The 24,072-nt window shown below is 66.2% G+C and carries 33 protein-coding genes; 17 read left to right on the top strand and 16 right to left on the bottom strand.

What is annotated here, in order from left to right; all coding sequences use genetic code 11:
* Window positions 1-25 precede the first annotated feature (25 nt).
* Entirely contained in the window at window positions 26-1,213 is a 1,188-nt protein-coding gene (locus NGM29_RS15645) for an NAD-binding protein (RefSeq protein ID WP_254157424.1), read from the top strand.
* 86 nt (window positions 1,214-1,299) lie between these two features.
* Here NGM29_RS15645 and NGM29_RS15640 read toward each other — a convergent pair whose 3' ends face one another.
* The 3 genes from NGM29_RS15640 to NGM29_RS15630 form a co-directional block, all read right to left on the bottom strand.
* Complete coding sequence (locus tag NGM29_RS15640) at window positions 1,300-1,554, bottom strand: hypothetical protein (protein WP_254157422.1); 255 nt, start codon at window positions 1,552-1,554, stop codon at window positions 1,300-1,302.
* 101 nt (window positions 1,555-1,655) lie between these two features.
* A complete protein-coding gene (locus tag NGM29_RS15635; protein WP_254157420.1) occupies window positions 1,656-2,711 on the bottom strand; it encodes a sensor histidine kinase in 1,056 nt (351 codons plus the stop codon).
* 85 nt (window positions 2,712-2,796) lie between these two features.
* Window positions 2,797-3,741: a calcium/sodium antiporter gene (locus NGM29_RS15630; RefSeq protein ID WP_254157418.1), complete on the bottom strand. Its 945-nt coding sequence runs from the start codon at window positions 3,739-3,741 to the stop codon at window positions 2,797-2,799.
* A 128-nt stretch (window positions 3,742-3,869) separates the two neighbouring features.
* On the opposite strand from NGM29_RS15630, the gene NGM29_RS15625 reads away from it, so the two are divergent.
* The 5 genes from NGM29_RS15625 (at window position 3,870) to NGM29_RS15605 (ending at window position 8,953) form a co-directional block, all read left to right on the top strand.
* On the top strand, window positions 3,870-4,679 hold the full coding sequence (locus NGM29_RS15625; RefSeq protein WP_254157416.1) for a shikimate dehydrogenase: 810 nt from the start codon (window positions 3,870-3,872) through the stop codon (window positions 4,677-4,679).
* Between the two features lie 78 nt (window positions 4,680-4,757).
* On the top strand, window positions 4,758-5,456 hold the full coding sequence (locus NGM29_RS15620; protein WP_254157414.1) for a helix-hairpin-helix domain-containing protein: 699 nt from the start codon (window positions 4,758-4,760) through the stop codon (window positions 5,454-5,456).
* Window positions 5,457-5,613: 157 nt separating this feature from the next.
* Window positions 5,614-7,302 carry an aminodeoxychorismate synthase, component I gene (gene pabB / locus NGM29_RS15615; protein ID WP_254157413.1) on the top strand — a complete coding sequence of 563 codons (1,689 nt, stop codon included), beginning with the start codon at window positions 5,614-5,616 and terminating at the stop codon, window positions 7,300-7,302.
* Window positions 7,295-8,005, top strand: a complete 711-nt coding sequence (locus NGM29_RS15610; protein WP_254157411.1) for an anthranilate synthase component II — start codon at window positions 7,295-7,297, stop codon at window positions 8,003-8,005. The genes pabB and NGM29_RS15610 overlap by 8 nt, the downstream gene beginning before the upstream one ends.
* Window positions 8,006-8,053: 48 nt before the next feature.
* The gene (locus tag NGM29_RS15605) at window positions 8,054-8,953 is read left to right on the top strand and encodes an aminotransferase class IV (RefSeq protein WP_254157409.1); all 900 of its coding nucleotides are present in this window, start codon (window positions 8,054-8,056) and stop codon (window positions 8,951-8,953) included.
* A gap of 96 nt (window positions 8,954-9,049) precedes the next feature.
* On the opposite strand, the gene NGM29_RS15600 is transcribed toward NGM29_RS15605, so the two are convergent.
* Window positions 9,050-9,421, bottom strand: a complete 372-nt coding sequence (locus NGM29_RS15600; protein WP_254157407.1) for a DUF7344 domain-containing protein — start codon at window positions 9,419-9,421, stop codon at window positions 9,050-9,052.
* Between the two features lie 330 nt (window positions 9,422-9,751).
* Window positions 9,752-10,042: a transcriptional regulator gene (locus tag NGM29_RS15595; RefSeq protein ID WP_254157405.1), complete on the bottom strand. Its 291-nt coding sequence runs from the start codon at window positions 10,040-10,042 to the stop codon at window positions 9,752-9,754.
* A gap of 98 nt (window positions 10,043-10,140) precedes the next feature.
* Between NGM29_RS15595 and NGM29_RS15590 the strand changes: the two genes are divergently transcribed.
* From NGM29_RS15590 to NGM29_RS15580, 3 genes are all read left to right on the top strand, one after another.
* Window positions 10,141-10,485: a nucleoside triphosphate pyrophosphohydrolase gene (locus tag NGM29_RS15590; protein WP_254157403.1), complete on the top strand. Its 345-nt coding sequence runs from the start codon at window positions 10,141-10,143 to the stop codon at window positions 10,483-10,485.
* Between the two features lie 66 nt (window positions 10,486-10,551).
* Window positions 10,552-11,526: a nucleotidyltransferase family protein gene (locus NGM29_RS15585; protein WP_254157401.1), complete on the top strand. Its 975-nt coding sequence runs from the start codon at window positions 10,552-10,554 to the stop codon at window positions 11,524-11,526.
* Window positions 11,527-11,676: 150 nt separating this feature from the next.
* Entirely contained in the window at window positions 11,677-12,363 is a 687-nt protein-coding gene (locus NGM29_RS15580; protein ID WP_254157399.1) for a hypothetical protein, read from the top strand.
* An 18-nt stretch (window positions 12,364-12,381) separates the two neighbouring features.
* Here NGM29_RS15580 and NGM29_RS15575 read toward each other — a convergent pair whose 3' ends face one another.
* The gene (locus NGM29_RS15575; protein WP_254157397.1) at window positions 12,382-13,161 is read right to left on the bottom strand and encodes a hypothetical protein; all 780 of its coding nucleotides are present in this window, start codon (window positions 13,159-13,161) and stop codon (window positions 12,382-12,384) included.
* 572 nt (window positions 13,162-13,733) lie between these two features.
* Entirely contained in the window at window positions 13,734-13,973 is a 240-nt protein-coding gene (locus NGM29_RS15570; RefSeq protein WP_254157395.1) for a glutaredoxin family protein, read from the bottom strand.
* A gap of 81 nt (window positions 13,974-14,054) precedes the next feature.
* Between NGM29_RS15570 and NGM29_RS15565 the strand changes: the two genes are divergently transcribed.
* On the top strand, window positions 14,055-15,107 hold the full coding sequence (locus NGM29_RS15565; protein ID WP_254157393.1) for a Gfo/Idh/MocA family protein: 1,053 nt from the start codon (window positions 14,055-14,057) through the stop codon (window positions 15,105-15,107).
* A gap of 262 nt (window positions 15,108-15,369) precedes the next feature.
* Entirely contained in the window at window positions 15,370-15,585 is a 216-nt protein-coding gene (locus NGM29_RS15560; RefSeq protein WP_254157391.1) for a hypothetical protein, read from the top strand.
* Between the two features lie 35 nt (window positions 15,586-15,620).
* On the opposite strand, the gene NGM29_RS15555 is transcribed toward NGM29_RS15560, so the two are convergent.
* On the bottom strand, window positions 15,621-15,938 hold the full coding sequence (locus tag NGM29_RS15555) for a hypothetical protein (protein ID WP_254157389.1): 318 nt from the start codon (window positions 15,936-15,938) through the stop codon (window positions 15,621-15,623).
* 109 nt (window positions 15,939-16,047) lie between these two features.
* Between NGM29_RS15555 and lrpA1 the strand changes: the two genes are divergently transcribed.
* The 6 genes from lrpA1 to NGM29_RS15525 all read left to right on the top strand — a co-directional run bounded on the left by lrpA1 (window position 16,048) and on the right by NGM29_RS15525 (window position 19,244).
* Window positions 16,048-16,476 (top strand): HTH-type transcriptional regulator LrpA1, encoded by a 429-nt coding sequence (gene lrpA1, locus NGM29_RS15550; RefSeq protein WP_254157387.1) that lies wholly within the window; start codon window positions 16,048-16,050, stop codon window positions 16,474-16,476.
* Window positions 16,477-16,656: 180 nt separating this feature from the next.
* The gene (locus NGM29_RS15545) at window positions 16,657-17,136 is read left to right on the top strand and encodes an SRPBCC family protein (RefSeq protein ID WP_254157385.1); all 480 of its coding nucleotides are present in this window, start codon (window positions 16,657-16,659) and stop codon (window positions 17,134-17,136) included.
* Between the two features lie 79 nt (window positions 17,137-17,215).
* Entirely contained in the window at window positions 17,216-18,151 is a 936-nt protein-coding gene (locus tag NGM29_RS15540) for a DMT family transporter (protein ID WP_254157383.1), read from the top strand.
* A gap of 29 nt (window positions 18,152-18,180) precedes the next feature.
* On the top strand, window positions 18,181-18,465 hold the full coding sequence (locus NGM29_RS15535; RefSeq protein ID WP_254157381.1) for a HalOD1 output domain-containing protein: 285 nt from the start codon (window positions 18,181-18,183) through the stop codon (window positions 18,463-18,465).
* A gap of 72 nt (window positions 18,466-18,537) precedes the next feature.
* Window positions 18,538-18,879 (top strand): J domain-containing protein, encoded by a 342-nt coding sequence (locus tag NGM29_RS15530; RefSeq protein ID WP_254157379.1) that lies wholly within the window; start codon window positions 18,538-18,540, stop codon window positions 18,877-18,879.
* Entirely contained in the window at window positions 18,876-19,244 is a 369-nt protein-coding gene (locus NGM29_RS15525; RefSeq protein ID WP_254157377.1) for a hypothetical protein, read from the top strand. Before NGM29_RS15530 ends, NGM29_RS15525 begins: the two co-directional genes overlap by 4 nt.
* Here NGM29_RS15525 and hflX read toward each other — a convergent pair whose 3' ends face one another.
* From hflX to NGM29_RS15485, 8 genes are all read right to left on the bottom strand, one after another.
* The gene (hflX, locus tag NGM29_RS15520; RefSeq protein ID WP_254157375.1) at window positions 19,245-20,573 is read right to left on the bottom strand and encodes a GTPase HflX; all 1,329 of its coding nucleotides are present in this window, start codon (window positions 20,571-20,573) and stop codon (window positions 19,245-19,247) included.
* Between the two features lie 389 nt (window positions 20,574-20,962).
* Window positions 20,963-21,223, bottom strand: a complete 261-nt coding sequence (locus NGM29_RS15515) for a DUF3194 domain-containing protein (protein WP_254157373.1) — start codon at window positions 21,221-21,223, stop codon at window positions 20,963-20,965.
* A complete protein-coding gene (locus NGM29_RS15510) occupies window positions 21,224-21,619 on the bottom strand; it encodes a prefoldin subunit beta (protein WP_253436928.1) in 396 nt (131 codons plus the stop codon). It lies immediately after the preceding gene.
* A gap of 91 nt (window positions 21,620-21,710) precedes the next feature.
* Window positions 21,711-22,484, bottom strand: coding sequence for a hypothetical protein (locus tag NGM29_RS15505; RefSeq protein ID WP_254157372.1), 774 nt, complete (start codon window positions 22,482-22,484; stop codon window positions 21,711-21,713).
* Entirely contained in the window at window positions 22,477-22,812 is a 336-nt protein-coding gene (locus NGM29_RS15500) for a KEOPS complex subunit Pcc1 (RefSeq protein WP_254157370.1), read from the bottom strand. The genes NGM29_RS15505 and NGM29_RS15500 overlap by 8 nt, the downstream gene beginning before the upstream one ends.
* Window positions 22,813-22,822: 10 nt before the next feature.
* Complete coding sequence (locus NGM29_RS15495; protein ID WP_252700721.1) at window positions 22,823-22,957, bottom strand: DNA-directed RNA polymerase subunit P; 135 nt, start codon at window positions 22,955-22,957, stop codon at window positions 22,823-22,825.
* 28 nt (window positions 22,958-22,985) lie between these two features.
* On the bottom strand, window positions 22,986-23,258 hold the full coding sequence (locus NGM29_RS15490) for an eL43 family ribosomal protein (RefSeq protein WP_253436920.1): 273 nt from the start codon (window positions 23,256-23,258) through the stop codon (window positions 22,986-22,988).
* Between the two features lie 51 nt (window positions 23,259-23,309).
* Complete coding sequence (locus NGM29_RS15485; protein WP_254157368.1) at window positions 23,310-24,032, bottom strand: DUF2103 domain-containing protein; 723 nt, start codon at window positions 24,030-24,032, stop codon at window positions 23,310-23,312.
* Between the last annotated feature and the right edge of the window lie 40 nt (window positions 24,033-24,072).

Raw genomic sequence — 24,072 nt, 5'->3', positions numbered from 1 at the left:
ATCGCTGGCCGACGACACCTCGAGTATGGTCGGTGAGCGTGTGGCCCGGCGATTGCCACAGAACTGGACCTGGATCGTCGGGACGCGAGCGGCGGTGCTTCTCTCGCTGGCCGTCGCGCTGCTATCGGTCGCGACCGGCATCGTCAACATCGAGCAACCGGCCGCAGATTTCGGGCCGGTCGCCGCCTACGTCCCCGCGATTGTTCAGCAAGGCGTCGGTTTCACCGGCGCGCTGACGGGGTTCCTGATGGTCGCGAGCGCGCTCGCGCTCCGGCGCGGTCTGCGGGTCGGCTGGTACGCGACCGTCGTCTTGCTCCCGATGACGGCGATTCAGGGGCTCCTCCAGGCGAGCCCCTATTCGATCCCGCTGGTCGTCCTCTCGCTGATTTCGCTCCCGACGGTGTTGATCACCCGCCGACAGTTCGACCGCGAACTCGGGTTGACGACGACTCAGCTTGCCGCGGGCGGGGCGCTCATCGGGGTCCAGGCCTACGGCACCTTCGGCGCGTTCGCCCTCCGGGAGGACTTCGACGGCATCTCGAACCTCCTCGACGCCTTTTACTTTACCCTCGTCACCTCGAGCACCGTCGGCTACGGCGACATCGGCCCGACCTCGCCGGACGCACAGCTGTTCACCATGTCCGTCGTCGTCCTCGGCGTCGCCAGCTTCGGTATCGCTATCGGGGCGCTGGTTGGCCCGGCGATTCAGGCGCGGATCACGAAGACACTCGGAAAGATGACAGAATCACAGCTCGAACTCCTCGAGAATCACATCCTCGTCCTCGGTTACGGCGAGTTGACCGAACCGATCGTCGACGAACTCAACGCGGCCGGGCGCTCGTTCGTCATCGTCACGAAGGACCGCGAGGCGGCGACCGAGCTCGCCGAACGGGACATCCCTGTCGTGACGGGTGACCCGAGCGACGAGGCACCCCTCGAGCGTGCCCACATCGAGCGCGCGGTCGCCGCCGTCGTCGCGACGAACCACGACGCCGAGGACGCGCTCTCGGTACTCACTGCGCGCGAACTCGCGTCGGACCTGCGGATTGTGGCCGCGGCGACCGATCGGGAAAACACGACCAAACTCGAACGGGCGGGCGCGGATGCCGTGATCAGCCCGGCTGTTCTGGGCGGGAGTCTGCTGGTTCGCTCGGCCCTCGGGAGCGACAATTCGGCGCTGATCGATCGCATCCTTGAAGACGAGGAGCCATGACTCGGCACTGATCGATTACATTCTCGAGGACTAGTGGCGACGTCGAAAAGCGAACGCCAACTACGCGTTCGGAAGTCGGTTCGGACTCAGTGTCTGGCCGAGTGAAGTCGGTATCGACGCTTCGTTCCCGGCAGACGGACCGTCTCGAGGGACCGCGCCGTTCGCACAAGTCGAGCGGCCGTGAGCGCCCCGACGGCGCCACCGATCGCCGCCAGCGCCGGAATCGGGTACGACAGCGCGACCAGGAATCCGACGAACCCGACCAGCATGGCCAGGGAGACGACGAGACGCGGCACCGACGCGACGTGGACGCGTTCGATGTGGGGGTAGTGTGGCATCATACAGGTAATGAGAGGATCGGTATCCGCATAAGTGTAATCTGAAAATCATTTCTGTAATGCGGATTACTGAAATTCGCTTCGGTAACGGGCAGTGAACGTCGTCACCTGCCCTGGACGCCCGTAAATTCGAAGCGAGCGCCGCCAGTATCGCTCTCGGCGACCGCGACGTCCCAGCCGTGGGCGTCGGCGATGGCGCGAACGATGGCGAGCCCGAGTCCGGAGCCGTCGGCCGTGGAGGAGACTCCCTGCTCGAGGACGGACTCACGGCGATCCTCGGGGACGCCTGGGCCGTCGTCCTCGACGTAGAAGCCGTTTTTGAGCGCGCCGATTCGAACCACGGTCTCCGGTCCGGCGTGTTCAATCGCATTGCGGAACAGGTTCTCGAGGAGCCGTTTCGATCGAGCCGGATTTGCACGAATCGTCCGGTTCCCCGAGAGTTCGTAGCTCGAGTCGGCCGTCTCGACGACGGCCCACGCCTCCGAGGCGAGGTCCACAAGTTGAACCGGCTCCCGGTCGGTGACCTGCGTGCCGTTTCGGGCGACCGACAGGGAGTCGTCGATCAACTCGTCCATCTGCTCGAGGGAGTGATCGACCGCCTCGAGGTGGCTCGGGTCGCCCGTCCGACAGGTCTCCTGGAGCCGGCCCTGGGCCACGCTCAGCGGGTTCCGCAGGTCGTGTGAGACGACGCTCGCGAACTCCTCGAGGCGCGCGTGCTGGCGTCTGGCCTCGCGGACGGCTGATCGCTGGCGGATTTCGTACAGCCCGGCGACGGTTCCGGCGGCGACCCCGACAGTGCCGCTCATGAGTGTCAGGTACAGCGGCGTCGTAACGCCGGCCCCGTCGAGCCGAAGGACGTGCAGGTGGAGCGCAGTGACGAGTGCGGCGGCCAGGAAGCCGCCGAGGCCGTAGGCGAAGACGGTGAGGCGGTCGCGGACGCCGACACCGCTTGCGACCAGCCGTCGGTTGGCGAGGACGACGGCCGTCGCCGCGAGCAGCGGGAACGCACTCTCGAGAAGCGCCCGGCTCGAGGCGTTCTCGACGGCGATTCGAAAGCCGATGGTCGCTGCGAGCAGGAGTCCGAGTGCCGAGAGCGGCGACACGGGCAGGCGCTCACCGAGGTCGGCCACCCAGTCGTCGTCGGCTACGACGCGTTGCACGATGTCGACCTACCTCCAGAAGTGCATCAATCTACGGAATAATCGTGGGCTCGAGGGTGTGGAAGTAATCAGTTCGAAAGACGGGTCAGGCGAACAGGAACCGGACGAACACGGCGTAGGAAATGACGAGAGCGGCCCCGTCGACCCGGGTCAACCGACGTCCCCGCCACATCATGCCGACGAGCACGAGCGTGAACGCGACCACGAGCGGGAGTTCGAACCGGAGCATGGAGTCCGTGACCGTGATCGGCACGGCGACGGCGAGTAGCCCCAGTACGGCGACGATATTGTAGATGTTCGAGCCGACGACGTTGCCGACGGTGAACTCGGTTTCCCCGCGGGCGGCTCCGACGGCCGAGGCGGCGAGTTCCGGCAGGGACGTCCCGAGCGCGAGGACCGTCATCCCGACGACGAACTCTGAGACGCCCATCGCCAGCAGGAGCGAGGAGCCGCCGGAGATCAACCAACGAGAGCCGACGAGCAGAGTGACCAACCCGGCGAGGACAAACGCAACGTCGCGTACGGTGATTTCGTCCTGGCTCCCCTCGGCCATCTCGGCGGCCGCAGGGCTCGAGTTCACGGTGTGGAGCAGATACCCGGTGAACCCGGCCAGTACCGCCAGCAGTATTCCCCCCTCGAGTTTCCCGATCCGCCCGTCGAGGGCGAGCACGGGGAGCAAGACGGCCGCGAGGACCATGAACGGGACGTGGCGGCGCATCATCGCGTCGCTGATCGAGAGCGGTCGGATGAGCGCGGAGATCCCCAGGACGAGGGCGATGTTGGCGATGTTCGACCCGACGACCGTCCCGAAGCCGACGTCTGAGGAGACGTCGAGCGCGCCGAGGATGGCGACGAACAGTTCGGGGGCAGTCGTCGCGAAGGCGATCACGGTGACGCCGACGGTGGCCGCCCGGAGACCCAGGCCGAGCGCGAGGTTGCCGGCGCCCTTGACGAGGAGTTCGGCGCCGCCGAAGAGCGCGCCGGCGCCGAGAACGAGCAAGAGAGTGGAGAGGAGTGTTCCGTCGACCATCGATACGGGAGTGGTACTCGAGACGGTGGTATAAGGCGTGTGAAACGCGGTCGGTGCGGGTCACCAGATCGCCAGGAAAGCCTGCCGGAGTCACACCCGTTATACCCGCCCGGGAACCACTCACGCGCATGCAGGTCTTCGGTCTCCTCGGGAATCCGGTCGGCCACTCGCTCTCGCCGCCGATGCACGAAGCCGCCTACGACGCGCTCGACATCGACGCCCGGTACGTCACGTTCGAGCCGGACCCGAATCCGGATACGCTCAAGCGAGCCATCGACGGGGCGCGGGCGCTCGGGATCGCCGGCTGTAACGTCACGATTCCGTTCAAGCAGGACGCGCTGACGTTCGTCGAGCCAGACCCACTGGCGGCGCGGATTGGCGCAGTGAACACGATCGACTTCTCGCCGGACGGGCCGCCCGCGGGGTACAACACCGACGCCGTCGGCGCCGTCCGTGCGCTCCGCGAACACGAGGTCGCCCTCGAGGGAGCGTCGGCGGTCGTGGTCGGCGCCGGCGGGGCCGGTCGGGCGATCGCGTTCGGACTCGCCGACGAAGGAGCCGAGGTGACGGTCGTGAACCGGACGGTGTCGCGAGCCGAGGAACTCGCCGCAGTCGTCACCGGCGCGACCGCCGGCGGACTCGACAGCCTCCCCGACGTGCTCCCGGATGCCGACGTCCTGGTCAACGCGACCAGCGTCGGGATGGAGGAGGACGCGTCCCCCGTCTCGAGGGATGCCCTCCACGACGAACTGACGGTAATGGACGCGGTGTACAGTCCACTGGAGACACGCCTCCTCCAGGCGGCGGGGGACGCCGGCGCGGCGACCGTCGATGGCGCGTGGATGTTGCTCTATCAGGGCGTCGAGGCGTTCGAGCGGTGGACGGGACGCGAGGCGCCGGTCGGTCGGATGAACGAGGCGCTTCGGTCGCGCCTCTAACTGTTGTATTCCGTGTGCGTAACGGCAACTGTCCGATATCAGACGACTTTAAGTAGCGGTGGTAACTACCCTCCGATAATGGGACTCCTGCAGAAGCTACAGTCGCTTCTCGGCATCGGTGACAGCGACGCCGACTCGCGGTCGGCGGAGGGCCGTGACGTTGGCGTCACATTCGAACACAAACGAGGCCAGGATGCGGCGGAGACGTCGACCGATCCGGGGACGCCGACGGAGGAGGGGACGACCGAATCGCCGACTGGTCCGTCCGACGAAGACGTTGGTGAGGACGATGACGTTGAGGCAGAAGACGTCGCGGACGAACCGATCGTCGAAGCGGAAAGCGAAACCGACGAAGCCGACGAAACCGAAGGCGCCACCGAAACCGAAGACGCCACAGTCGAATCGCACGACACAGCCGAATCGAGCGACACGGACGAGGCCGCGGAAACGGCCGCCACCGGCACCGACGCCTCGAGTTCGACCGACGCGATGACCGAAATTCCCGACGACGCCGAGGAAGCCGCCGAACCGGCCGAAGCCACGGGACCGACCAGCGAGGACGCGACCCCCGAGGCCAGCAAGGTGCCGGACGATCACAGCCAGGAGCCGGTCGACGTCATCAAGGGCATCGGCCCTGCCTACGCCGACCGACTCGAGGGTGCTGGCGTCGAAACCGTCGCCGACCTCGCGACGGCAGACGCCGACTCGCTCTCGGCGGACACGGACATCTCCGCGAAGCGGCTCCAGGGCTGGATCGACCGGGCGGAAGTCCGATAACTCGACACGTTGTTCGGTTTCCTTTCTGCCTCGAGCGACGGCGACGACGCGGGATCGAGTCTCCGTGAGGCTGAAACGCTGCGCGATCGAGCCGATGCGGAATCGAAACGCCGCGAGAACCGCAAAAGCGTTAGGCCACCCGCACATCGACTCGAGCATGAACCAGCCGCGCGTCGTTACGGACGAGGAGGCGTTCCTCGACGCCGCCAGGACGGCCCGTACCGATGCCGGCGACGATCGCGCACCTGGACTGGGGGAAGCCAGCCAGATTCGACTCCCCGTCGAAGTTGCCGTCACCGTCGACGACCCTTTTCTCGCCTATCGCCGCGCTCGGCGCGAGTCGGCTCCCGGCGTCTTCCTGGAGACGACCGGTGGCCAACCGGGCTGGGGCTACTTCGGAGTCGACCCCGTCGAGCGGCTGACGGTCGGGCCGGATGCGGCGGTGCGTCGCGATCGGTCGGCATCGGGTTCAGAGCACCTCGACCCGCCAGCGATCGACAGCGGATCCACCACGACGCCGGCGTCACAGTCGCCGACGCTCGCCGCCCTCGAGGGACTGCTCGAGGGCACGTCGCTCGTTCGTGGCGACTGCGACGTCCCCTACCCCTGCGGCGTCGTCGGTTGGCTCTCCTACGACGTCGCCCGCGAACTCGAGGACCTGGCCGGAAGCGCCGTCGACGACCGCGGGCTGCCCAGACTCGAGGTGGGCGTGTACGACCGACTCGCGGCGTGGGAGTGTCCGGCTGACGCGGACGAAGAGGTCCGACTCCGGGTGACGGCCTGTCCGTCGATCGACGCGTCGACGCTCGAGGGTGGAGATTCGGCGGGCGATATAGAGGCGCTCGAGGCGACCTACGAACGAGCTCGCTCGCGGGCGCTCGCGCTCGCCCGACGAGCGCTCGAGGGCGACCTCACCGCCGGCCCCCCACCGGTCGACGCGGCTGAGGCGACCTTCGAGAGCACCTGCGGCCGGGACGCGTTCGCCGACCGTGTTCGGCAGGTCAAGCGGTACGTTCGCGACGGCGACACCTTCCAGGCGAACATTTCACAGCGTCTCGTCGCCCCCGCGGCGGTCCATCCCGTCGCCGCCTACGAGGCGCTCCGGACCGTGAACCCGGCCCCGTACTCCTGTTTGCTCGAAGGACGGTCCACGGACCTGGTGAGCGCGAGCCCGGAACTCCTCCTCGAGCGCGACGGCGCGTTCGTCCGCACCGAACCCATCGCCGGGACCCGTCCCCGAGGTGAGGACCCGGCGGCGGATGCGGCGCTCGAGGCCGACCTCCAAGATGACGAGAAGGAGCGCGCCGAACACGCGATGCTGGTCGACCTCGAGCGAAACGACCTCGGGAAGGTCTGTACCTACGGAAGCGTCGAGGTCGAGGAGTACCGCCGGGTCGATCGCTACTCCGAGGTCATGCACCTCGTCTCGAACGTCACCGGACGCCTTCGACCCGACGCGACCCTCGGCGACGCGATCGCGGCGACGTTCCCCGGCGGGACGATCACGGGGGCACCCAAGCCCCGGACGATGGCGATCATCGACGAACTCGAGGCGACCCGGCGCGGGCCGTACACCGGCGGCGTCGGCATCTTCGGGTTCGACGGTCGGGCGACGATCAACATCGTCATCCGAACGCTCGTCCGCCACGCCGAGGCGTACCACCTCCGGGTGGGCGCCGGGATCGTCCACGACTCCGACCCCGGGCGCGAGTACGACGAGACGCTCGCGAAGGCGCAGGCTCTGTTGAACGCGATCGACGCGGCGCTGGGCGAGCGGGCGGCGATGACGCTCGAGACCGGCGGCGGTGAGTCCGGTAATGAAACAAGAGGTGATCGCAATGACTGATTCCGATCGCGCGACCCGCATCCTCGTCGTCGACAACTACGACTCCTTCGTCTACAACCTCGTCCAGTACGTCGGGGAGGCCGCAGACGAGGTCGTCGTCCGCCGGAACGACGCGATCACCCTCGAGGACGTCCGCGCACTCGATCCGACCGGCATCGTCGTCTCGCCAGGACCCGGAACGCCCGCCGACGCGGGCGTCACGACCGACCTGTTCGCCGAGCTCTCGTACCCCACCCTCGGGGTCTGCTTGGGCCACCAGGCGCTGTGTGCGGCTAACGGCGCGCCGGTCGTTCACGCCCCGGAGGTGGTCCACGGTAAGCCCTCGACGATCGAGCACACGGGCGAGGGAATCTTCGAGGGGCTCCCGGCGCGACTCCGGGTCGGTCGGTACCACTCGCTGGCCGTCGAGCGGGAGTCGCTTCCGGACGACCTGCTCGAGACGGCGTGGACCACGGACGAGCGCGACGTGTTGATGGCCGTTCGCCACCGCGACCGCCCGCACCTGGGCGTCCAGTTCCACCCCGAGAGCATTCTGACGGGGACAACCGATAGCGAACCCGGCGACGAGTTGGACGAGGAATCGGATCACTCGAGTCGAGCGTACGCGAGCGGCGACCGCATCTCCCTCGAGGTTGGCACGCGGATGATCCGGACGTTCTGTACCTTCGCCGCCGAGTACGATGCTGGGGGTGACGATGATTAAAAACAAATCCGGGGGCAACGATGCCTAAAGACAACTCTGAGGGTAACGATGACTGAGGACGAACCCGCGAGCGAGCGCCTGTATCACCTCGACGGCGAACTCGTCCCCGCCCCCGAGGCGACCGTCAGCGTCGACGATCGGGGCTTTCGCTATGGCGACGGCGCGTTCGAGACCCTGCGGGCCTATGGCGGTTCGATCTTCGAGTGGGAGGCCCACGCCGACCGCCTCGAGCGAACCTGCGAGGCGATCGGGCTCGAGCACGGCCTCTCGCGCCAGGAACTGGCCGATAGAATCGAGGCAACCCTGGCTGCTAACGACCTCACGGACGCCTACGTCCGGCTGTCGATCACCCGCGGCGTCCAGCCCGGCACGCTCGCCCCCCGGCCCGAGGTCGACCCGACGGTCGTGGTGTACGTCAAACCGCTCCCGAGGGGCGGCCTCGAGGGCGAGTCGGTGTGGGACGGTCCGGCCACGCTCCAGACGGTCAAAGTGCGCCGAATTCCGGACGCCGCGCTCCCCGCGGGCGCGAAAACGCACAACTACCTGAACGGCATCCTCGCGAGACAGGAACTCCACGACGCCGACGAGGCGCTCGTTCGCGACCTCGAGGGGGACGTCGCCGAGGGGGCCACGAGCAACGTTTTCTTCGTCGACGATGGCGGGCTGCACACGCCGACGACTGAGGGGGCGGTCCTCCCCGGCATTACTCGTCGGGTCGTCCTCGAACTCGCAGCCGACGCCGGGATTCCGATCGACGAGGGACGATTCCGGCCAGAGGACGTCCGCCAGGCTGACGAGGTCTTTCTTACCAACACGACGTGGGTGGTGCGTCCGGTCGACCGGGTCGACGGAATCACTCTCGGTGACGGCGACGAGCGTGAGCGGCCGGTGACGTCACTCCTGGCCAGGCTATTCGACGAGCGAGTCGAGCGAGACCACTACGGGTAACTTGGTGACCGAAGCCCTCGAGCGCGACGTGCTGACGTTCAATTCCCAAAAATCGGTCGTGGTCCGGCGTCTACGCCACGTACACGGCCGACGGGCTCAAAACGAGGCGGGCGCGACCAGGTCTCGTTCCTGGTCGTACTCGAGCAATCCGGCGTCGACCAGTCGGGGCAGGTGGTCGTGATACAGCGAGATGTAGACGTTCGCGACGCGCTCGGCCGACAGTTCGGTGATCGGCTTGCCGGTTTCACACTGGGCGACCTCCTCGGCGGCGTCGGGTAACGTCAACTCCTGTTCGTGCTCCTCGAGCACGGAGAGCAACAGCCGTCGGCGCTCGGCGGCTACCGCCCGGAGCGTTTCGTCGATCGTCGCTGCCGACTCCGGCTGCTCGCCGAGCCACTCGAGAAGGTCGAACGCCAGTTCCGAACAGGCCCCGTGCGTACCGGGTTCGGGTTCGGGAGGCTGGGTCATCGTTTCCCTCCTGGACTGGCGGGGGTTCGAACTCGTGAGCGCCACTGTTGTGTGTGGTGTGAAGTACTAAAACCGGAACGAGGACTGATACGGGAACGCGGACGAGGTGGAACTCGAGCGAAGCGGGGTCTGCTCAAACGGAAACGAAACCGGCGTCGGCGCCCCTGTGCGACACCTATCGCAGACGCTCGGTAGTCGTTCACTCGATCGTTCATATCCCGATTGTCGGTACGACGACTGATATCCGTATCGACTTGGCCATACGCCAGCACGAGTCGACTCGCCAGCGCTACAGCCCGAATACGCCGGGTCCGCCGCTCGAGCGGCCGACTACTCGATGGTGAACGTCGGTTCGTCGACGGCTTCACTCTTGCACTCGGGGCACCGAGAGGGGAGATTCAACAGGTCGTCGTACGCGTCGAAACCGCATTCTCGACAGGCTGGGGGCGCGACGAGAAACTGCTCGTCGGTGCCGTCGACCGAGCGGGCGACGTGTTCGGCGTGGCGGAGGACGGCTCCCGTCGTCAGGTCGAGTCGGGTCGCGAGCGCGCTCGGGGTCGCCGCTTCGTCCCGGAGCGCGTCGGCGAGGCGTTGACGCGTCGTTTCGTCGGCTTCTGGCATAGCGGTTCGTCGTGACTGAACGCCCCGTCGGTTATAGAGGTTCTCTTTCGCCACCTCGATCCGACACGCTCGAGTGGGTTCCGTTCGACGTCCGGCGTATGCCGCGTATCTACGACAAACTGGTCCGCGACGAGATCCCGACAGTAGTCGAGGCCAACGGCGAGCGACCGATCACCCACGTCGCCAACGACGAGGAGTACGACCGCCGGTTGCTCGCGAAACTCGAGGAGGAGTGCGCCGAGTACCGCGAGGACCGAAGTCTGGACGAACTCGCCGACGTCCTAGAGGTGGTTCGGGCGTGCTGCGTCCAGGAAGGCTGGTCGGTCGAAGAACTCGAGGAACGCCGTCGGGAGAAGGCGGCCGAACGGGGCGGGTTCGGAGCGGGAGTCGTGCTCGAGGCGGTCGTCGAAAGTCAGTCTCAGTCGCGGTCCGGCGAGAACTGAGGCCCGAGCATTCCGTTGCTCGAGAAAGGGCAAGTGTCTTACACCCTGCTGGTGAATTGCGAGTGTATGAAGGCCGTCGTTCTCGCCGGAGGGTACGCGACTCGACTGTGGCCGATTACCAAACATCGACCGAAGATGTTTCTCCCGATCGGCGACTCGACCGTCATCGACCGGATCTTCGCCGACCTCGAGGCCGACGAGCGGATCGACGAGGTGTTCGTCAGCACGAACGAGCGCTTCGAAGCGGAGTTCGAGGCCCACCTCGCGGCGTCGGACTTCGAGAAACCGCGCCTGTCAGTTGAGGACACCGCAGCAGAGGACGAGAAGTTCGGTGTCGTCGGTGCGCTCGCCCAGCTCATCGAGCGCGAGAACGTCGACGACGACCTGGTGGTCATCGCCGGAGACAACCTCATCAGTTTCGACGTCGCCAACTTCGTCGACTACTTCGAGGCGCAGGGGACGCCGACGCTCGCGGCCTACGACGTCGGGTCGCGCGAGAAGGCCAAATCCTACGGCCTCGTCGAACTCGAGGACGAACGCGTCGTGGACTTCCAGGAGAAACCGGACGATCCGAAGAGCACGCTGGTCTCGATCGCCTGCTACGCCTTCCCCCGCGAGGATCTCTCCTTGCTCCCGACGTACCTCGAGGAGGGAAACAACCCGGACGAGCCCGGCTGGTTCATCCAGTGGCTGCAGAACCGCCAGCCGACCTACGCGTTCACGTTCGAGGGAGCCTGGTTCGACATCGGCACCCCCGACAGTTACCTCGACGCCGTCGCCTGGTTCCTCGACGGCGACAACCACGTCGCGGAGTCGGCGGTCCTCGAGGAGACGACCCTCGGCGAGAACGTCCACGTGATGGACGACGCGGTCCTCGAGAACACCACGCTCGATCACGCGGTCATCTTCCCGCAGGCGGAGATTCGCCACGCCGATATCCGCCGTTCGATCATCGACGAGCAAACGCGCCTCGAGAATATGGACCTCGCGGGAGCGCTCATCGGGGCGCACACGACGATCACGAACGGCGCACCGGAGTAGGCGAAGTCACTCTCTCCCTCTATCACCTCCATCTCCACCTTCACCCTCACCCTCGCCCTACTCTCCAACTCCACCTCTACCTCCATCTCCACCGAGTACACCGGGCGGTACACCTATCTGTATCGACTGTGTTGTGTGCCGACAGGAGTCATGGCCTCACCTCAGGCGGTGCTCGACCGGTTCGCCGACGACGTCCCGTATGCGCCGCTGGCCGATTCGTTTCGCTCGTTCGACCGACCGGCTGGCGACGAACCGCTGTCGATGCTCGCGACGGCGACCGCGGCGACCGACGGCGGATCCGCGACGACATCTGTCGTCGAAACCGTCGAGGAGACGTTCCTCGAGCGAGGCGAGGTCACGTCTTTTTCGGACGTCGCCGACCTCGAACCCGACGACGAGCGGCTCCATGAGGTCTTTCACGCCGACCGAAAGCGTCGCGTGTTCTGTGAAGTGGCCCACGTCCTCGCGAACCGACCGGAGCGGTCCGACATCGAAGCGCTGTGTTCGTGGGCCGCCGAAGCCGACGTCTACCGATACGACCTGGATCCAGTCGGCGACGTCTCGGGCGTCGGCCCGACCTCGTTTCAGTACCTTCGCCAGCTCGCCGGGATCGACACGGCCAGGCCGAACGCCGCACTCGAGTCGTTGCTCAAGTCCGTCGCGCACGAATCCGAAACGGCCGTGGTCGAGACGAGCGAACCGCTGCGGACGCTGGCGTCCTGTGAGTGGCTCTCGCTGACGACCACCTATCGCCCACTCGAGATCGATCGCCTCGCGTGGTGGCTTGAGGCGAGCGACGACAAGCGAGCGCGAGCGGTCGATCCAGCCCTCGAGTGAGTGGAGCCGCTTTCTCTCCTACTCGTCTTCGCTCGTCGATTCGCTGTCTCCGCCTTCCGCCGAGTCGCTCGCGGAACTCCAGCCCATGCCGTGCTCGCCGCCCTGCCCGTCGGTGATCGTCACCGAACCGCTGGAGGGCGCCTCGCCGTCGTAGCTGACCCGGACCAGCAGACCCAGGTTAGTGATCTGTTGGGTGCACATCTCGTCGTCGCCACCGGTATCGACCACTGCCGCGGTCATCGAAATGCCGCTCTCGGCCGTCACCTCGAGTGACTTCAACTGGAGTTCGGCGCAACCGTCGTTCCCCTGGGACTCGAGTGCGACGAGCGAGTCCGTCTCGAAGTCCGTCGCCTCGAGGAGGTCCACGATGGCGTTGCGCTCCGCATCCTGCCGGGACTCGACCTCGAGGTAGGACTCGGCTTCCTCACGGCTCGAGAACGGCACGGCGGTCGTCTCCCCGTCGTTCCCCTCGTACTGGACGGTTCCGTAGCCGGAAACCTCGTTGCCGACGTCGGCCGATTCGCTCCCGTCATCGCTCGAGCCGTTCTCCGTGTCGTCGTCTCCGTTACCGCTTTTCGCGTCGTCTCCGTTTCCGTTCTCGGTGTCGTCCGATCCGTTCTCGGTGTCGTTCGAACCGTTCCCTGTTTCGGTTTCGTTCTCGTCGTCGGTGTCGTTGTCGTCGCCGTTGCCGTTTCCATTTCCAGCGCCCAGGTCGCCACTCTCTCCGAGGCAGCCGCCAATCGCCGAGACGCTTGCGATGCCGGCTGCGGTCAACATCCGTCGTCGAGTTATCTGCATATGAGGGGGTTGTATTCGGATTCCCCTATAAATCACGGAAGGTGAAATGCGTATTTTAGCGAACGAGATAGCGCTCGTCTCGGACTCGAGACGGCGGTGGATCCGGTTCTCGAAGAGTGTGACGGCGGAATCGTCAGATAAGGGCTGACCTCATAGTTCCGCACGGTCGCCAAAATGGTTCGGCCAGGAGCCACACCACCACCCGAGCCGCTGTCTGGCGATGGCTCGTGGGAGTGCGTTCGGTCGAAACCGGGCGGGGGCGGGGAGCCCGCCCTGGTGAGAGACATGAGCGTACTCGAAGCGGGGGCGAGTCCACGTTCGAGTTACGGGCACGGACACAGCACTCGACTGTCAGCGCGTCGTCCCGTCGGCCGCGACGTCCGAGCGAACGTCGAGTCGGCGACGGGTAGTTGCACCGATCGCGCACCCGACGGGGCGTGTGTTCCCCGCATCGTCACCGAGTACCGTTTACCCCTTTGTTATTCAGTGGCACACGAGTGCGTAGTTCGTGCCGACTGACGACAGGCACCGGCTACCATCGCCGTAGTCGGTTCCTACGGCCCTCGAGTCGGTCAGGCGAGCGTTCGATCGACGTACTCGAGGATGTTGTCCGATTCGGCCATCGTGACCCCACGATCCTCGTCGACGAGCACCGGGACGCCGCGCTGACCGGAGACGCGCTTGACCTCGTCGCGTCCGGAGTGCATCGCGTCCGTCCACACCGTTTCGTAGCTGATCTGGGCGTCGTCCAGCGCGTCAGCAACCTTCTCACAGAACGGACAGCCCTCGAGCTGGTAGAGCGTGATCGACATAGGAGGTCGTTCGCGCGGCGCGTCAAAAACGTCGCGGGTGACGGCGGGACCGTCCGGTTTCGCGCGCCCGGCCAAACATCCATGTCGATCGGCGGTGTGGACACCCCTGTGACGACTGCTAGTACCCACACACCCCTTCGCATCGGTATCGTCGGCCTGGGCTACATCGGGTCGTACGTTGGCGACCAGTTCAACCGCCACCCTGACGCCGAGGTCGCCGCCGTCTGCGACCTCGACGCCGTCAGGCTGGCGTCCGTCGGCGACCAGTTCGTCGTCGACGACGCTCACCGGTACGAGTCCTACACGGCCATGCTCGAGGACGCACCGCTGGACGCCGTCCTGGTCGGGACGCCCCACACGCTCCACTACGAACAGGTGGTCGCCGCCCTCGACCGGGGACTCCACGTCTACTGCGACAAACCGCTCACGACGGATCTCAAGCGCGCGCGAGACCTCGCTGATCGAAGCGAAGCGGGCGAGGAAGTGTTGATGGTCGGCTACCAGCGTCACCTCCAGACGGCGTTTTGGACGGCTCGAGACCGGTTCGCCCCCGAGAGCGAGGACGGAACCGACCCCACCTGGCTCACCGCCTCGATCACTCAGGGCTGGATCGAGGACTCCGCGGACACCTGGCGGCTCGACCCCGACCTCTCGGGCGGCGGCTTCCTCTACGACACTGGCAGCCACGTGCTCGACGGCGTCCTCTGGTCGACGGGCCTGGAGCCCGAATCCGTCCGGGCCAGCATGGATTTCCACGACGACGATCAGCGAATCGACCGACGGGCACACCTCGACGTTCGGTTCGCCAACGGCGCCACCGGAACGTTCTCGTTCCTCGGCGACGCCCCGGCAGTCCGCGAGCACATCCACGTCTGGGACGACGAAGGCGCCGTCTACCTCGAGGGCAAGCAGTGGCGATCCCGACGCGTCTTCGAGATCGACACCGAGAGCGCGGAGTACCACCCCTACATCGACCCGCGTCGCGAACGCTCGCGCGCGGACGCGTTCCTCGAGAGCGTCATGGAGGGGCGCGAACCGCCGGCGACCGCTCGAGACGCCCTCGCCGTGACGGCGCTGACCGAGGCCGCCTACGCCTCGGCGAGACGAGGCGAGCGAATTCCGGTCGAGCTCTGAGTCGACGGTCGATTTTTTGGCTCGAGTCGCGAGTATCGACGACCGGGTAAACGACCGCCTTCGCTCGAGTAGGGGCGGCTAACGGTGAGGAGACGACCCGAGTCCTCGGTTTGCTCGAGCGGCGACGGCTTCGCACGAGTGGTCAAGCAAACCTCACCCGACGATCGAGAATATCTGCCGTCAACGGTAGCGAGCGCATAGCGAGCGCGTCGAATGCGGTACTCGCTGGATAACTACGAGGTATCTCCGTGTGTCGCCAGCTATGATAGAGTGTACCAACTGTGAGACCGCGCAGTTCCTGCAGATCACCCAGAGCCGCGTCTTCTTCGAGGACGGGGAACTGATCAACGAGATCATGGAGACGTACCAGTGTACGCTCTGTGACTCGACCGGCCAGTACACCTACAGCGAGGACGCCGAGGATCCGATCGTCGACGGCTCGATCCAGGTCACGGGAGAGCGGCCGAAGTACGCCTGACCTCGAGGGCAACCGAGGCCCTCGAGCCGATCGGTTCACTCGCCGTGCCAGCCCCAGCCCTGGGCGAATCGTTTCGTGAGCGTCGTCAGGACGAGCAACGTGACGAGCAACCCGCCGAAGGCCAGCGGCCGGTAGCCAAACCGGATCTGGGCGAGTCCGTACGTGATCGTCACGACGCCCATGAGCAGGGCGGTCGTCCCCGCTCGACGCGAGACGTAGGCGGGGTCGACGCTGTCGTCGTAGTGGACGTGGAGGTCGGCCCGACCACGGACGGCGATGAGCCAGGCGGGGATCAGGATGACGATCCCACATCCGACCCAGAAGAGTCCCATAGCGACGTCGAACGAGACCATCGACGTCCGTTCTGTCGCCGGGGCGGATAAGTCCGCCGGTCGACACGTCGTCCCAAACTCGGCTTTTCAGATACAAAAGATATTTTTCCGCCCGAGCAAAAGAGGGTGTATGAGCACTCGCCCAACGGAAGATCGCATTCTCGAGGTCCTCGAGGAGGACGCCCAGGCGTCCTACGCCGAGATTGCCTCGCGAGCCGAGGTCTCGAAACCGACCGTTCGAAAGTACATCAACCAGCTCGAGGAGGACGGCGTCATCGTCGGCTACTCCGCGGACGTCGACCCCAAGAAACTCTCGAGCCAGACCATCGCGCTGGTCGGCATCGACGTGGCCAGCGAGCGCTACGTCGAGGCGACCCGGGCGCTCAAGGCCCTCGACGAGATCGAATCGCTGTACACCTCGAGCGGCGACCACATGCTGATGGCCGAAGTGCGCGCGGCGAACGGCGACAAACTCGGGGACGTGATCGCGACGGAGATTCTCGAGGTCGAGGGCGTGACCGCGGCACATCCATCGTTTTTGCAGGAACGGCTGAAGTAAGCGTCTTCGAGGCGCGTACACGGCTCTCTCCGAACGATTCTCGAGAACTGTTGGCGATCTAATCGCCGTGGCTTTTCGAGAACTGGTGGAGAATGAACGGCTGTCGATTTTCGAGACAGTTCGCAATCGTCCCCCATCGATAGTCGTACTATTTTCCCTCGAGGCGTCGTATCCCTCGCCATGCCAACCTACGAGCGATCGATCCGGATCGACGCACCCCTCGAGGAGGTCTGGGACTTTCACTCGCGCGTCTCGGGACTCGAGGCCGTGACGCCGCCGTGGCTGAACCTGCGAGCCGAGGCGGTAATGGGACCCGACGGCGAACGAGATCCTGACATCTTGGAGGAGGACGCAGAGATTTCGATGTCGATCCGCCCGTTCGGCGTGGGCCCGCGCGTTCACTGGACGTCGGTCATCCTCGAGCGAGATTCTCGCCCAGGACGAGCGTACTTCAGCGACGAGATGGTTCACGGCCCGTTCGCCACCTGGGTGCACACCCACTCGTTTTTCGCCGACGGCGAGCAGACGGTCCTCCGGGACAAGATCGAGTACGCCCTGCCGGGTGGCAGACTCGGCGAGACGGTAGCACCGTTTTCGCGAGTCGGCTTCGAGGGGATGTTCCTGGATCGTCACAGGCGAACGAGACGCGCGCTCGAGTGACTCCTCGTGCACTGATCCGGCGTCACCCACGTTGGCCGCTTTCGCTACCCCTATAGGACTCCCCTCGAATCTGAGCCACGTGATTCCAGACGTCCGCGCAGGTGGCGATCTCGAGGTTGCCCCGGTGGCGGCACTCGCGTTCGCCGTCCTCGCGGCGAGTACGAGCGCGATCCTGATTCGCTGGAGCGCCGCCCCGAGTTCGGTCGCGGCGTTTTACCGGGTACTGTTCACGACGGCTATCGTCGCCCCGGTCGCGCTGGGATTCCACCACGAGGAGTTCGGTCGGCTCTCGAGACGCGACCTCCTCGGTGCGACCGTCGCGGGGGTCGCCCTCGCGGCCCACTTCGCGTCGTGGTTCGAGAGCCTGTCGTACACGAGCGTGGCCGCGAGCGTCACGCTCGTCCAGACCCAGCCGCTGTTCGTCGCCGCGGGTGCCGCGCTCGTCCTGCACGAACGGGTGACGAGAACGACGGTCGCCGGCATCGTTGTCGCCATCGCCGGCGCGGCCGTCATGTCGTTCGGTGACGCCGGGCAGGCCCCGGTCGCGGACGCGACGCTCTACGGGAACGCGCTCGCCCTCCTCGGCGCGGTGACGGTCGCCGGCTACGTCCTCGCGGGACGGTCGATCCGCCAGCGCGTCTCGCTGTTTCCCTACGTCACCGTCGTCTACGCCGCCTGCGCGATCACGCTCTTCGTCCTCGTCGGCGTCCAGGGCCACGACTACGTCGCCTACCCGCCTCGAGAGTGGGTGCTCTTTCTGGCGATGGCCGTCGGACCCGGCATCCTGGGCCACACCGTCTCGAACTGGGCGCTGAAGTACCTCGAGTCGGTCGTCGTGAGCGTCGCCTGGCTCGGCGAGCCGGTCGGCTCGACGGTGCTAGCGCTCGCCCTGCTCGGAGAGATTCCCGACGTTGCGACGATTCTCGGTGGACTCGTCGTTCTCGCCGGGATTGGCTGGACCACGGTCGACCGACGTCGCCGGGAGGCGCGACTCGGTGAGGAAGGACAGGCTTAATACAGGGACTCGGGAACGTGGTTATAGGTATGGGGTCGGGGGAAGACAGCATGGTTTCGTCGTTTCAGACAGCGCCAAGCCTCGCCGTCGTCGAGGCGGTGGCTCGTGCGGAGAACGTCCCCGTCGAGGAACTCGCTCCACCGGCCTACCCGCCGCTTCACGAGGCGATCGATCCGCAGGCGCTCGATCAGTTGCTCGAGTCGACGTCACCAACCCGGCAGCAAAACGAGGTCACCGTGCAGTTTCAGTACTGTGGTCGTCAAGTCGCCGTCGACAGCACGGGTGAGATCACCCTCGAGTCCATCGCGGACTGAACTCTCACGAGACCGTCCTACCAATCCGGCGGACGGAACACTCTTTTTACCGAGTGACTTTCAGTGTGGTATATGGAGAGCCACTACGAGGTCCTCGGTGTGTCGCCAGAGGCCGACACCGAGGAGGTCCGACGTGCCTATCGGGCCCTCCTCAAGCGGCACCATCCCGACCAGGGTGGCTCTCGCGCGCGGTTTCTGCGAATCAAGCGCGCCTACGAGACGATCACGGGCGAGCAGGACGCCACACCGGACGGCGTGCACGCCGAGTTCTACGATACTACGACCCGAGACGTCACGCCACCGGTCGGCCCGACCGTCGACGGTTCGTTCCTGACGCTGTCGCTCGTCGGCCTCGTCGACGACGTCGGCCTCGGGGCGCTCCTCGAATACCCCTCGAGTTCGGAACGAGGGTGACAGCCGCGTTTTTCACTGCCCAGAACAGCAGTGACCGTCCCCTCGCGTGGCGTGGACGTTCGAACACCAGTTTCGTCGGCGACGACGGGTTCCTCTACCAGGGGTCGAACGTCCTTCGCCCACACGCCGCGAACCTCCCCTCGCGCTGGTGCGGTACCGACGCCGAGATCCCGCCGAACCTGGCGCTCGACGCGGTCGTCGTCACCCAGACCGTCCCCGAGGGCGTCTCCATCGAGAAGGTGGTCTACACCCAGTCGGGGCCCGACGGGAGCACGGAGCGATACCTGTTCGACATTCGCCCGCGGCTTCGCGAGACGCTCGATCGGGTGCCTTACGAGCGCGACCGGAAGGAACCCCGAGAGTAGCTACGCTCGCTCGGCGGCCCCCCGAAGCCGCTCGAGGACCGCCGGACGGCCCGTACATTCCAGGACGACCGTTTCGTCGCGGTACGTCACGTCCTTGACGGCCGTCCGATCGTAGGCTCGCGAGACCAGCGCCATCGCCTCGTCCCCGGCGGGCATCTCGAGGCGGAGACGTTCCGTCGGTATGTGGTCTTCGATGCGTTCTCGAAGCGCCTCGAGGTTCGTCCCTTCACGAACGCTGACCGGAATCGGGTCCAGGCCTACTTCGTTGGCGAGGGCGACGCGAGCCTCCCGTTCGCCGGGCTCGAGGCGGTCGATCTTGTTCAGCGCGGTGACGACCCGATCGGGGTCGACGTCCTGTTCGGCGAGTACGTCGAGAGACACCCGCAGCCGTTCCTCGACGGTATCGAGGTCGTCGCTCGCGTCGACCATCAGGACGACGACGTCGGCCGCGGCCGCCTCCGAGAGGGTCGCGCTGAACGACGCGACGAGGTCGTGGGGCAACTCGTCGACGTAGCCAACCGTGTCCGTGACGAGCACGGGCCGGTCGCCAATCGTGGCTCGTCGGGTCGTGGTCTCGAGCGTCTCGAACAGGCGGTCCGCGACGCTGGCAGTAGCGTGTTTGTTCGAGCCGTCGGTGGGCTCGTTCTCGGAATTGTCTGCAGACTCGGACGTCTCGACCGATAGCTCGTCCGCCAGTCGGTGCAACAGCGTCGACTTCCCGGCGTTCGTGTAGCCAGCGATGGTCACGAGGTCGAAGCCCTCCTCGCGGCGACGCTCGCGGAACTGTTCGGCCGGATCCGGGAGTTCGGCCAGTCGGCGCTCGAGCCGAGAGATTCGGTCGCGGACGTCGTAGACTGGCGTCCCGCTCTCGGTTACCCGGTTGAGCATCCCCTCGTCGCTCGCGGCGACCAGTCGGGGCAGATCGTAGCGAAGTTGGGCGAGTTCGACCTGGAGGCTCGCTCGGCGGGAACTCGCCCCCGCCTCGAAGATGTCGAGGACGAGTCGGTAGCGATCCAGGACGCTCGTTTCGTCGGGCAACGTCGATTCGATGGCGTGGTGTTGACCCGGGGTGAGTCGGTCGCCGACGACGACCGTCGACGCGGCGCTCGAGGCGACCGTTTCGGCGACGTCGTCGAGCCGACCCGCCCCGAGGTACGTCCCGGAATCGGGGTGGCCGGGCTGGGTGACCGCGTCGACGACGCCGTAGCCGGCGCTTCGGGCGAGCGATTCGATTTCGGCCGTTTCGACCGGCGTCGTCGGCTCGCGGGCGACGACGACGGCGGATTTTGGCGGGCGGTTCGTGGACGTGTTTGCACTCGGTCGTGACATGTGTCGACGGTGGGTGACCAGGTCGCCACGACCTGGTCGGAAACGGTTCGGCGGCGATAGATTCGTCGCAATCTGCGCGAATGGGAACGCTGCCGCTCGAGACGTCCTCGAGTCCGGGGTTCTCGACGCGAACGAGTCGTGCGGATCAGCGGGCGAGCGACTTGCGACCGACTAGCGATAGACTAGCGACCGACCGATGCCGCTACGGGCGGTAGCCGAACGCGCCGCGCGGATCCCGTCGGGTGAGAATCCCGGTCAGTGAAAAGAAAGGGTCTCCATTCGTCTCGACTCGAGCCTCGACGGGTACCGTAAAAACCGTTGGGGTAGTGTGCAATCAGTTTGCACGCTCTGGTCGGGGTTCACCGTCAAAAATTCGCTCGAGGCGCCGCTCACTCGCCGAACAGGTCGTCGACCGCCGACCGGGCGGCGAGGGCCGCCTCGTCCGCGACGGCATCCGGGTTCCGTTCGCCCGCGTCGTCCGGCACGTTCAGGTAGACGTCGACTTCGAGGACGCTCTCCTCGAACACGACGGTGACGTCGTAGTCGCGGACGGCCGACTGCTTGTACGCCGAGAAGATGACGTCTTCGGCGGCGTCAGCGGCGGTCTGGACGACCGCCTCGTCCTCGGGTGCCGATTCGCTGGTCGGCATCTACGCGCCGCCGGCGCCCGGGCCGCCCGGACCGGCGGGCCCGCCCATGCCGCCACCGCCCAGCAGGTTCTGGAGTTCCTCCTGGAGGCTCTCGAACTGCGTCTGGACGCGCTCTTCTTGCTTCTCGAGGGTTTCGAGACGAATCTCGAGGGTGTCGGTTTTCTCCTCGAGCTGGTCCTGGGCCTCGTCGTACTCGGTCTGGACGAACAGTTCGCCGACCTGGCGGTACATCGTGGTGTCGTCGTCGACGTCCTCGAGTTCCTCGAGGGCAGCCTGCGCGTCGTCGAGCGAGGACTCGGCTTCCTGCTTCTGGACGGCGACGGTCTGTGCCGTCTCCTGCAGGTCCTGGAGCTGTTCGATCTTCTCCTGTGCCTCCGGTGGCAGATTGCCTTGCATGTCTCGACGGTTGCCCTCCGCACTGATAAAGCCAAGCTTTGCGTCCCGTGAGTCGATTCACCTCCCGTCGCTGCGTTCGACGGGAGTCACGTCACCCCTCGAGACGGTCACGAACGGACGGTGGGACGGCCGCGACGACGGACGCGGATCGACCGCGGTCGAGCCACACAAGTGTCGTCTCGCCCAGCGACCGCGCCCGAACCCGTTGGATCGACGCCCGATCGATCTCGAGCGTCGTCTCGAGTGTGCCGAACCAGCGACTGCCGGCGGCCCCCTCGTGGGGAAACGACGTCACGACCAGGACGTCGTCGGTGAGGCGACTGGCGGTCGGCAGCCACCAGCGAACGGCGACGAGGATTGCATACACGGCACCGACGGGGAGCAGGTACCAGAACGAGGATCGCTCGAGACTGAGAACGAGTGCGAAGCCGCCCGCGTGGATCACGGCGCCGACACCGGCGAACGCGACGAGCGATCGGATCGGCGCGTGTTCGACGACGGATCGGGTCGGATCGCTCGGTTCCGGCGCGCGAAGTCGGAGGAAGGTGCGGCCGTGTCGACAGCGAACGAGTCGCGTGAGGAGCCAGCCAAATCCGGCGAGGGTGACGACGAGGGCGACGACCACGACGACTGTGAGACCCGGCATCGAACCTGCACGCGAAGGAACCGCACCCTCGAGGGCGAGAAACGCGGAGAGCGTGGCGAGCAGGACGACGAACCCACCCGAAATCGTCCAGGAGGCGTACAACAACCCACGGAGAAGTCTCGAGTTCGTCGGCGTCAGCTGCCAGGTTTCGATGGGGTGGGACGTCGAGTCCTCGGTCGGGGGCCGCTCGAACGGTGAGCGGGTGGCGTCGTCAGCCATCGCCGTCGTGGCTGTCGTGGCTGTCGTCGCCACCCGAACGATCCGTCTCGTCCGCCTCGTTCGTCTCGAGACTCCGGTATCGCTCCCCGACCGCCGTCGCTCGCTCCGCGACGTCGACCAGTGAGAACCAGGTGTTGAGCGCCGCCCGGAGCGCCGTCAGGTCGCGAGCGACGACCGAAACTGTCACCGTCTCTGTATCGCGGTCGATCGTCGTCCGCGAACGATCTTCGTCGATCTCGCCGACCTCGCGGGCGACGGCCTCGGCGACAGTCGTCGCTCGAGTCGGCGACTCGTACTCGAACTCGAGGGTGGCGTCGTGGGGAAACACCGGAAAATGCCTAGTTGACGTCGACGGTCTTGACGTCTCGACTGCGCTCTTTGAGGAGCACGCGGTGACCGCAGTAGGGACAGCGGACGCCCCCGTACTCGTCGAGCTGTACGTCGCGTTTGCAGCGGGAGCACTTGTAACTCATGTGAGGTGGTGTGGTCTGGGTTTCCGGACTACTCGTCGGATTCCTCGCCGAGAGCGGCTCGGATCGAGCGACGGACGGTCTCGCCGGCCGGGGTCTGGGGGCGGTAGGCACCGCCGGTGAAGACCTCGCCGGTCTCCTCGTTCTCCCAGATGCCGGGGCCGAGGCGTTTGACGTCGTCGCCGTCGACCTTCGAGGACTGCATGTCGTGTTCGATCTCCGAGACGCGTCGTCGAGCGACGCGTCCGTATCGCGCTCCGAATCGGCCGGCACTCCCGACCTTTCCTCGCTTCTTTTCGGCCATAGTATCGGTTTCTATCCCCCTCGTTCTGATAAAGGTGTTGAGTTGGAGCTGTCACTCCTCCCGCAAGCCCGCCTCGAGCAGCGCCTCGTTCAGATCGTCGCGGACGACCTCGCCCAGTTCACGGTCCCGGGCCGTCGTCACGATCCGGTTCTCCTGGACGCTCGAGCCGTCGCGCAGGAGCATGCGGACGTTTCCGCCGGCGTCGGCCCGGGTGACCTTCGCCCGGAGCCCCGACTGGGAGCCAGTGCCGCCGGCGTCGATGGGGCCGGGAATCACCTTCTTGACGTGGGGGTGGCCCGCGACGGTCTGGATCGCTCGCATACCCGCCCGCCCGCCGATGAGGGTGGTGTGGCTCCCGCCGAGTTTGTCCGCCGGCGCCGTCTCGACCACGTCGAGCGCTCGGTCACCGCGTCGCTCGAGGACGGCTTCGACGGGGTCGTCGTCCTCGACGCGGTAGAACGCGTAGTGGGTGTCCTCGCGAACCCCCTGGATCACGTCCCGGTCGCCCGCGGCGTAGACCTCCTCCGGGCGCTTTCGGCGGAGTTCGTCCCCGAGCAGGCTCGCGAAATTTCTGAATTCGACGACCTCGAGGTCCCCCTCCTCGGGCGCCGTCGTGATCGTCGTCTCCCCCAGTCGCGTCTCGTCGTCGAGCATCGTCAGCGTCGCCCGGTCGCGGGCGGCCTCGAGGACCACCGTGTCGGTGTTCCCGGTGCGACAGACGAGACAGAAGTCGCCGGGTTTCTCGAGGGGCGATCCGCAGTGGCGACACTCCATGGGCGTGGTTGCCGGCGAGCGCCTAAAACTGCGGTGTTTC

The sequence above is a fragment of the Natronosalvus rutilus genome (assembly GCF_024204665.1).
Taxonomy (GTDB): Archaea; Halobacteriota; Halobacteria; order Halobacteriales; family Natrialbaceae; genus Natronosalvus; species Natronosalvus rutilus.
Note: the sequence above shows the minus strand (reverse complement) of the source record. Positions and strands in the feature narration are given on the sequence as shown.

Excerpts from the sequence above, each read along its gene's own strand:
- lrpA1 (WP_254157387.1), top strand. The coding sequence starts at position 16,048 with ATGAGCACTCGCCCAACGGAAGATCGCATTCTCGAGGTCCTCGAGGAG.
- NGM29_RS15625 (WP_254157416.1), top strand. The coding sequence starts at position 3,870 with ATGCAGGTCTTCGGTCTCCTCGGGAATCCGGTCGGCCACTCGCTCTCG.
- NGM29_RS15560 (WP_254157391.1), top strand. The coding sequence starts at position 15,370 with ATGATAGAGTGTACCAACTGTGAGACCGCGCAGTTCCTGCAGATCACC.
- NGM29_RS15555 (WP_254157389.1), bottom strand. The coding sequence starts at position 15,938 with ATGGTCTCGTTCGACGTCGCTATGGGACTCTTCTGGGTCGGATGTGGG.
- NGM29_RS15495 (WP_252700721.1), bottom strand. The coding sequence starts at position 22,957 with ATGAGTTACAAGTGCTCCCGCTGCAAACGCGACGTACAGCTCGACGAG.
- NGM29_RS15645 (WP_254157424.1), top strand. The coding sequence starts at position 26 with ATGGTCGGTGAGCGTGTGGCCCGGCGATTGCCACAGAACTGGACCTGG.
- hflX (WP_254157375.1), bottom strand. The coding sequence starts at position 20,573 with ATGTCACGACCGAGTGCAAACACGTCCACGAACCGCCCGCCAAAATCC.
- NGM29_RS15580 (WP_254157399.1), top strand. The coding sequence starts at position 11,677 with ATGGCCTCACCTCAGGCGGTGCTCGACCGGTTCGCCGACGACGTCCCG.
- pabB (WP_254157413.1), top strand. The coding sequence starts at position 5,614 with ATGAACCAGCCGCGCGTCGTTACGGACGAGGAGGCGTTCCTCGACGCC.
- NGM29_RS15600 (WP_254157407.1), bottom strand. The coding sequence starts at position 9,421 with ATGACCCAGCCTCCCGAACCCGAACCCGGTACGCACGGGGCCTGTTCG.
- NGM29_RS15585 (WP_254157401.1), top strand. The coding sequence starts at position 10,552 with ATGAAGGCCGTCGTTCTCGCCGGAGGGTACGCGACTCGACTGTGGCCG.
- NGM29_RS15590 (WP_254157403.1), top strand. The coding sequence starts at position 10,141 with ATGCCGCGTATCTACGACAAACTGGTCCGCGACGAGATCCCGACAGTA.
- NGM29_RS15565 (WP_254157393.1), top strand. The coding sequence starts at position 14,055 with ATGTCGATCGGCGGTGTGGACACCCCTGTGACGACTGCTAGTACCCAC.
- NGM29_RS15545 (WP_254157385.1), top strand. The coding sequence starts at position 16,657 with ATGCCAACCTACGAGCGATCGATCCGGATCGACGCACCCCTCGAGGAG.
- NGM29_RS15530 (WP_254157379.1), top strand. The coding sequence starts at position 18,538 with ATGGAGAGCCACTACGAGGTCCTCGGTGTGTCGCCAGAGGCCGACACC.
- NGM29_RS15630 (WP_254157418.1), bottom strand. The coding sequence starts at position 3,741 with ATGGTCGACGGAACACTCCTCTCCACTCTCTTGCTCGTTCTCGGCGCC.
- NGM29_RS15595 (WP_254157405.1), bottom strand. The coding sequence starts at position 10,042 with ATGCCAGAAGCCGACGAAACGACGCGTCAACGCCTCGCCGACGCGCTC.
- NGM29_RS15535 (WP_254157381.1), top strand. The coding sequence starts at position 18,181 with ATGGGGTCGGGGGAAGACAGCATGGTTTCGTCGTTTCAGACAGCGCCA.
- NGM29_RS15515 (WP_254157373.1), bottom strand. The coding sequence starts at position 21,223 with ATGCCGACCAGCGAATCGGCACCCGAGGACGAGGCGGTCGTCCAGACC.
- NGM29_RS15485 (WP_254157368.1), bottom strand. The coding sequence starts at position 24,032 with ATGGAGTGTCGCCACTGCGGATCGCCCCTCGAGAAACCCGGCGACTTC.
- NGM29_RS15605 (WP_254157409.1), top strand. The coding sequence starts at position 8,054 with ATGACTGAGGACGAACCCGCGAGCGAGCGCCTGTATCACCTCGACGGC.
- NGM29_RS15620 (WP_254157414.1), top strand. The coding sequence starts at position 4,758 with ATGGGACTCCTGCAGAAGCTACAGTCGCTTCTCGGCATCGGTGACAGC.
- NGM29_RS15510 (WP_253436928.1), bottom strand. The coding sequence starts at position 21,619 with ATGCAAGGCAATCTGCCACCGGAGGCACAGGAGAAGATCGAACAGCTC.
- NGM29_RS15490 (WP_253436920.1), bottom strand. The coding sequence starts at position 23,258 with ATGGCCGAAAAGAAGCGAGGAAAGGTCGGGAGTGCCGGCCGATTCGGA.
- NGM29_RS15640 (WP_254157422.1), bottom strand. The coding sequence starts at position 1,554 with ATGATGCCACACTACCCCCACATCGAACGCGTCCACGTCGCGTCGGTG.
- NGM29_RS15505 (WP_254157372.1), bottom strand. The coding sequence starts at position 22,484 with ATGGCTGACGACGCCACCCGCTCACCGTTCGAGCGGCCCCCGACCGAG.
- NGM29_RS15575 (WP_254157397.1), bottom strand. The coding sequence starts at position 13,161 with ATGCAGATAACTCGACGACGGATGTTGACCGCAGCCGGCATCGCAAGC.
- NGM29_RS15570 (WP_254157395.1), bottom strand. The coding sequence starts at position 13,973 with ATGTCGATCACGCTCTACCAGCTCGAGGGCTGTCCGTTCTGTGAGAAG.
- NGM29_RS15610 (WP_254157411.1), top strand. The coding sequence starts at position 7,295 with ATGACTGATTCCGATCGCGCGACCCGCATCCTCGTCGTCGACAACTAC.